The following is a 7,337-nucleotide window of genomic DNA, read 5'->3' as shown; positions in this document are numbered from 1 at the left end:
CTCTTTTCAAGAAATCTTCAGGGTCGTTGTCTATTGTTTAATTATCAAGGTGCTTGATTGCCTGTCCCGTTCGGGTCAGCCCAAATATAATATCATTTAACTCGCATCTGTGTCAAGTAATTTCCAAAGATTTTTTCGAGTAATTTTTACTCTTTTTTCATCCTTACTACATCTATGATTTTTTCAAATCAAGACACAAGAATATGCGGTTAAGCAAGACAGCAATCTGACGGAGAAGGAGGGATTTGAACCCTCGCGCCGCTATTAACGACCTACTCCCTTTCCAGGGGAGCCCCTTCGGCCAGCTTGGGTACTTCTCCAAAAGTGTCCGTAAAATAATATACACGAATTTCTCATCCTTGTCTAGTATTTTTTCTCTTTTTTTCAATTTTTCTACACAGCTCTGCAAAATGTCCCACATCCCGCCTTCCTGATGCATCAGCCATACCCATACCGTCTATCGAAAAAGACAGTGCCGGATACCTGTATATGGGGTATCCGGCACTGTCTTTTTCTGTTTGCCTGTTCTGTATCTATCATAGCTCGGACACTATACTTTCTTAACCCGCCGACGCCCTGTTAGTGCTATACATGCCAGAGCAACGACAAGCAGCAACACATATAAAACTGGTTCGGCATCGTCTCCTGTCTTTGCACCATCTTTGCCCGGCCGCATAGCTCCTGATGTTCCATCCGTTTGATCGGCTGTCGTATCAGAGGTCTGCCGATGGATGGTTACTTCTTTTATGATAATCTGGCCGTCCGTCTCGATTCGGAAAGGGAATATACCGCCCGGGATTCCATATCCCGGCGGAACCCCAACTACCTTGTAATAATAATCTCCGTATTTTAAATCATCCGTCGTTATTTTTCCACTGCTGTCCGTAACTTTCTCTGCGATAAGATTCCCCTCTTTATCGCAGATTTCAACCTTGACGCCTTCCACAGGCTTGGGATTTCTGCTGTCATCAAGGACAGTCAGGTCAAGCTTTCCTTTTATAAGGTTATTATATGCCTCATAAGTAAATGTACTGTTTTTACTCACTGTAGCAGCACGCTCTGTACTGTCAAGCACATAGCCTTCAGGAGCGGTTATTTCTTTCATGTTGTAGCTTCCTGTCCTGATCTGTTCCAGTCTGGATTCACCGTTTATGTCGGTAGGCCGCATCGTATAGGTGACATAATCGTTATATACTGCAAATACCGCGTCCTTTAATACCGTTGACGTATCATCCGCATATTTTTTCACCGCGATATTTCCCTTTGGAATGCTGCTGCTCCCGCCTGCAATGCTTCCTGCAATTCTTAAACGCGTCCCGGAATTTTCCTGGTCCGCCTCAGAGCCTTCATAATATACCTGGTTGACTACTTCTTTATTCTTAGCATCATCGCCAAAGTCAGTGCGGAACACAAGCAGGTATGCACGGTCTATCTGCTGTAGGAAATGGAACTTAAACGTATTGTCAGTGAGATCATATGTAATATTGTCTCTTGTTACAGGCACTTCTGTCCCTTGTCTGACTGAACCGTCCGTCTGCACTTCCGCTTCATACAGCCTGACGCTGGATGGGTCAAGCTCCAGTCTCGGGTCTACCGACAGCTTGTCCACGATAACCGGCTTATTCAACTGAGTATTGTTCTTGTTTATCGTCACCGACCATTCCAGGTAGCTTATTCCGGCAGAGTCCCTTTTAGCCTCACCCTTTTTAGATAGTACGGAACCTGTCACTTCTTTTTCCGCCTTGCACGTAATAGCCGCAGGCAGTTCGTCTCCATGAAGCACAGCTGTATTGCTGAATGTCTTTGTCGTATTGGCCGCCAGGAATTCTCTGTCCGTTATCTTCGTCCTGAACGTCATGGTATATTGCTTATCCAGGTACGACGGCAGGTCAATCCGAAGGGTTCTTGAAGATGCCTCATAGGACTCTGTCACCAGTTGCCCTGACGGCGACTTAAGGCTCAGGCTTCCCGCCACATACCCCTGGCCGTCCGGTATCACGTCTTCTATGTAAGCGTTATGGAAGGGCATTCCATTCTGGTTGCAAGTAAGCTGCCACTCAATTTCACCGGTTGCACTGTCGTAGGAGCCGGCTGTCTTGGCAAACATCTCACTTATAATCTCAGGCTCAGATGTGACGGCATATTCTGCACCGCCGGTTAGGATGACCGCTTCATTTTTAAACGGTCTGCTCTTATAACCGTTTACCGCCCATATATTCGCGTCATCTACCGTTGTCTGAAACTGGAATTCTACCACTTCTGATATATCCTTTGTTATCTTCCCCGTCAGCTTGCGGCTGTCCTCGTCATATTGGAACGTAATACCCGAATCACTGCCTTTTGTGATATGGATATCATCTGCCCCCACGAAATCACTGCCCTTTTTCACAAAGGTAAGCCCCTCTGGTATCGTATCTTCCACCTGGAGAGGATTTCCCAGAGTACTTTCATATTGATTCAATGTAATGGTCCATGTAATCGTATGATTCTTCCGGTTATAGCTGCCTGTCTTGGCTATCAGAGCATTGTTTACCTTGACCGACGCATCTTTTGTGACGGAAACAGAAGGGTCAGGCCCCGGCCCTCCGGTAAACTCAACATGGTTTTTGAACTCTTTCGTCTTATTTTCATCGTAGTATTCGTCAGCCACTGTCGTCGTATAATGTATCGTATAAGTTTCATCTATATCTCCAAGACTGACGGCTATATTCTGTCCGGACACGGTGACAGCGCCGGAAAAGGTAGAAGTCACGTCGTCTCCGGCTGTATTTCGAATTACTACACCTCCTGCCCCGCCCTTTACTGTAAGGCCTGTCGGCATCGTATCACTTATCTTCGCATTTTGGATGCCCAGGCGGTTGCTGTTGACCGTCACCGTCCAGTCAATCTCCCTTGCTCCACCACCTGCAAGCACGCCTGCTTTATCCAGCAGCCTTCCGTTGATTGTCACATCTGCAGCAGCAGCTCCTGTTGCAGCCTTCTTTGTCTCAGCGTTTACTATACTGTTACCGGCATCATCTTTCTTGTATGGTTCCTCCACGAACTCATATGCCGCCTCCGCTTTGTTGGTAAATTTCACAGAATCCTTGCCACCGCTGAATATCCCCAATTCAAAAGACGTCTGCAGCGTCAATGTATAAGAGTCGCCAAGCCCGGCAGAAAAACCGCCTGGGAACTCATAAGTAATTTCCCCGGCTGCACTCTTTGCTATGGAACCGCCCGTGACCGGTGTGCCGTCTGCCTCTTCACAACTGTAGGCATCAGGATCCGTCTCATCGAAGTTCAGCCCTTCGGGAAGCGTATCCGTTATCAAAAGTCCCGTGACCGGAAGGTCAGCTGGGGCCGCATTTTCCACTTTAAGCGTAATCCTCCATGGTATCGTCAGGCTGCCAAGATCCGGGTTGCCTGCCTGCTTCACGATAGATACCTCCGCACTCTGCTTGTCAATGGCAAAGTCAATGGTTATCTTGTCCGATCCGTCAGGCAGCCCGAGGCCAAAATCGATGTCCTGCTTCCCTTCGTTTGGTATCTCATCTTCTGACAGTTCCCCGTCCATCCAGATATCTCCTTCCACACCTGCCTGTACCGCGTCTGCATCAGAAAAAACGAGTTTAACTACATTCAGACTCTGGGCACTGTCATAATGTACCGTTCCCCGCGCCACCTCACTCCCCTCCATAGTAACAGGGAATGTGGTTCCGTCTTCCATATGTATTTCCTTTGGAATAGAAAAAGTATATTCTTTCCCAGTCTCATATCCTCCTGCCGGGATTATATAATGATAGACGAGGTACACCTCTGTGCCCCGTTTTACATCTTTTAACGTGGCAATGTCATTCCTGTCCTTGTCTACAACTTTAATCCCCGTAAAAAAATCCGTCTGTACTGACTCTGACGCCGTAGCAGGCCCATCGGCACGCAGCGTCGCTGCGCATACGAAGCTCAACACTGCAGCCAGCAGACACGCGCCAATTATTTTCCCCTTTTCAAACATATATCTAACACCCCTTTTGTATAATATGATACTGGTAGCAAAAGGCATTTTCACCTTCATATCATATATTAATATTTAATACAATTAAGGCAGTGCGTCTATATACTCTACTCTTTTGATACATTTTTTACGGAATTATAAAGCAAAGAGCCGGAAACTCCTCTACGGAATTTCCGGCTCCTCTTTTAAGAGCGGAGAGGGTGGGATTCGAACCCACGCGCCCTCTCGGACAAACGGTTTTCAAGACCGCCTCGTTATGACCACTTCGATACCTCTCCACATATTCAATCAGGCCGCACTTTCTCAGCGACAATATGCATTTTATCATACATATATTACAGCGTCAATATATAATTATTAAGATTTTCAAATTTTTCCATTAACGAAAGCGCGGGCGACTGCCAGGTCTTCCGGCGTTGTAATCTTGATGTTCCGGTACGAGCCTTCTACAAGCTTCACCGGCACATCCATGTACCGTTCTACTGCCATGGCGTCATCAGTTATCCCTTCACAGTCTTCCCCCATCATCTTAGAATATGCATCCATAATCAAAGAATTTTCAAATACCTGCGGTGTCTGAACCGTCCACACATATTTTCTCTTTGGAGTCTTTACGGCATAGTTGTCATCATCAATAAGCTTTACCGTATCCTTGCTTGGCATTCCTGCAACGCAGGCTCTGTATGTTCCGACTGCTTCATACTGCCTGTGCAGTATCTCTTCATCGACGAATGGCCTTGCTCCGTCATGTATGAAGACATAGCCGTCGCGGACCTGTCCATTTTCATCACGGACTGCCGCTTTCAGCCCCTCATAGACGGAATCATATCTTTCTCTGCCGCCTTCCACGATGGCTGTAACCTTTGCAAATTCGTACGGCTCTATGATCTGATTACGGACATATGTCTCCTGTCCCGCTCCCACCACGAGTACGACATCATCGATAACCGAAGACGTTTCAAATGTCTCTAATGCATAGCAGATTAACGGCTTCCCTCCCAGCTCAAGATACTGCTTCTGGACAGACGTCCCCATACGCGTTCCCTGTCCTGCCGCCAGCACGACAGCCGTACACCTCTTCTTTACTTCCATACCTTCACATTCCCCCGACATGCCCGAGTCTATCTCTCCCCGAGCTTTAGATTAGGCACCGCATTCAGATTCCATCCGTGCCTTGTGCCGTTCCTATATTCATAATATGCCGCCACGCCTATCATAGCCGCATTGTCTGTACAGTAGACAGGCGATGGATAGTAGAATTTGATTTTCCTCTCCGCACAGGCTTTTGCCATGGCTTCGCGCAGCGCGCTGTTGGAAGCCACTCCGCCTGCTATGGCGAACTTGTCCATATGGTATTCCTCCACGGCATGCATCGCATGTTCCACAAGCACATCCGTAACCGCTTTTTGAAAAGAGGCGGCCACGTCAGCCTGGCTGTATGCCTCTCCCTTCATCCGGCAGCCGTTGATATAATTCAGCACGGCCGACTTAAGGCCGCTGAAGCTGAAGTCAAAAGGGGCATCTTCCATATGCGCCCTTGGAAATGCAATCGCGTCAGGATTCCCTTGCTTAGACACTTTGTCAATCTTAGGGCCGCCCGGATACCCAAGCCCGATGGCCCTGGCAACCTTGTCGAACGCTTCCCCTGCCGCATCGTCCCTTGTGCGTCCGATGATATCGAATCTGCCGTAATCGTTAACTCTGACAAGATGGGTATGTCCCCCGGACACTACCAAGGAGAAAAATGGTGGCTCCAGTTCCTTGTGTTCGATGAAGTTAGCAGCGATATGACCTTCAATATGATGGACCCCTACGAGCGGCTTTTTCGAAGCGTAAGCAATCGCCTTGGCCGAAGCTGTGCCCACAAGCAGCGCTCCTACGAGGCCCGGACCATATGTGACTCCTATGGCATCGATGTCGGACAGTGTCACCTCCGCCTCGTCAAGCGCCGCCTGTATCACCTGATTGATCTTCTCGATATGCTTTCTGGATGCAATTTCAGGTACGACGCCGCCATATAACGTGTGAAGATCAATCTGGGAAGAAATGACATTAGACAGCACATCCCGTCCATTTTTCACTACGGCTGCCGCTGTCTCATCGCACGAACTCTCAATTGCAAGAATCAGTATCTCTTTCTCTTCGCTCATAATATCTCCTATCCCTGTGAAAATGTCAGTTCGACCGTGCGCTTGTCCTTGGCCGCCACCGCATTAGGGAATATGGCCCGCACATCATCCATGTAATCCTCCGGACGCGTAAGCGACGGGCTGTAGTGGGTCAGCCACATTTCCCTGACTTCTGCGTCTTTGGCAAGACGGGCTGCCTCATGGAACGTCATGTGCTTATATTCTTTCGCCTTCTTCAGCTTGTCCTTCTCTCCATACATTCCCTCGCAGATAAACAAGTCGGAACCGGCTGCATTCTCCCGGATAGAATCGGTCGGCCTCGTATCTGTACAGTAGGCCAGCTTAATACCTTTTCTCGGGGGTCCAAGCACCATATCCGGCGTATACACCCTACCGCCTTCTTCTACTTTCTCCCCGTTCTGCAGGATACCCCAGTACTTCTTGGGAATGCCGGCCGCGCTCGCCCGGTCTACATCAAACTTGCCGGCCCGGTCCACCTCCATCGTATATCCATAGCAGATGACATTATGATTTACCCGGAACGCCTTCAGACGGTATCCGTTCATCTCAAATACCTGTTCCGGCTCTGTAATCTCGATATATTTGACAGGAAACGGCAGTTCCGGCGCGATTACCCTGAGCGCGTTTACTACTCTCTCAAGTCCCTTCGGCCCAATCAGCGTCAGCGGCTCTGTACGGTCTGCATTGCCCATCGTCAGAAGCAGGCCGGGAAGCCCGCTGATATGGTCGCCGTGATAGTGGGTAAAGCAGATTACATCAATCGGCTTAAAGCTCCACCCCTTCTCCTTGATAGCAATCTGCGTGCCCTCTCCACAATCAATCAGCACGCTGCTGCCGTTATACCGCACCATAAGCGCTGTCAGCCAGCGGTAAGGCAGCGGCATCATGCCGCCGGTTCCCAACAAACATACATCTAACATATCATACCTCTATTCTAAATCTTGATTTTAAATCCTTTTACCATTTCGTCATAACAGTCTTCACATAGATCAAAGCAGTCTACCTGATTGTCTTTGCCGGACTGATATCCCCATCGTTTTTCCACTTCAAGATAGTCCTCCTGGGGAACCCCTCTGGAAATGATAATCTCTTTCCCACATTTATTGCAAATAATTTTTTCAATATCTTTTGTCTCTTTTATCTTAACACTATACTGGCGCATACGATTCCTCCTGTGTGCATCTCACTTCGAC

At 48.2% G+C, this 7,337-nt stretch carries 5 protein-coding genes and 2 tRNA genes; all 7 read right to left on the bottom strand.

All coding sequences use genetic code 11. The features are described 5' to 3' along the window. Nucleotides 1-230: 230 nt before the first annotated feature. Nucleotides 231-320 (bottom strand) — tRNA-Ser (locus tag HJV72_RS13715). Nucleotides 321-550: 230 nt separating this feature from the next. Next, nucleotides 551-3,994 carry a collagen binding domain-containing protein gene (locus tag HJV72_RS13710; protein ID WP_208071696.1) on the bottom strand — a complete coding sequence of 1,148 codons (3,444 nt, stop codon included), beginning with the start codon at nt 3,992-3,994 and terminating at the stop codon, nt 551-553. A gap of 192 nt (nt 3,995-4,186) precedes the next feature. Next, nucleotides 4,187-4,272: transfer RNA gene (locus HJV72_RS13705), tRNA-Ser, on the bottom strand. Nucleotides 4,273-4,360: 88 nt separating this feature from the next. Next, the gene (gene ispD, locus HJV72_RS13700; protein ID WP_208071694.1) at nt 4,361-5,086 is read right to left on the bottom strand and encodes a 2-C-methyl-D-erythritol 4-phosphate cytidylyltransferase; all 726 of its coding nucleotides are present in this window, start codon (nt 5,084-5,086) and stop codon (nt 4,361-4,363) included. 29 nt (nt 5,087-5,115) lie between these two features. Beyond that, nucleotides 5,116-6,144 (bottom strand): tRNA (adenosine(37)-N6)-threonylcarbamoyltransferase complex transferase subunit TsaD, encoded by a 1,029-nt coding sequence (gene tsaD, locus HJV72_RS13695; protein WP_208071692.1) that lies wholly within the window; start codon nt 6,142-6,144, stop codon nt 5,116-5,118. An 8-nt stretch (nt 6,145-6,152) separates the two neighbouring features. Then, on the bottom strand, nt 6,153-7,064 hold the full coding sequence (locus HJV72_RS13690; RefSeq protein WP_208071690.1) for a ribonuclease Z: 912 nt from the start codon (nt 7,062-7,064) through the stop codon (nt 6,153-6,155). A 14-nt stretch (nt 7,065-7,078) separates the two neighbouring features. Next, nucleotides 7,079-7,306, bottom strand: a complete 228-nt coding sequence (locus tag HJV72_RS13685; RefSeq protein ID WP_208071689.1) for a hypothetical protein — start codon at nt 7,304-7,306, stop codon at nt 7,079-7,081. Nucleotides 7,307-7,337 lie beyond the last annotated feature (31 nt).

The sequence above is a fragment of the Extibacter sp. GGCC_0201 genome (assembly GCF_017566055.1).
In the GTDB taxonomy this organism is placed as follows: Bacteria; Bacillota; Clostridia; order Lachnospirales; family Lachnospiraceae; genus Extibacter.
Note: the sequence above shows the minus strand (reverse complement) of the source record. Positions and strands in the feature narration are given on the sequence as shown.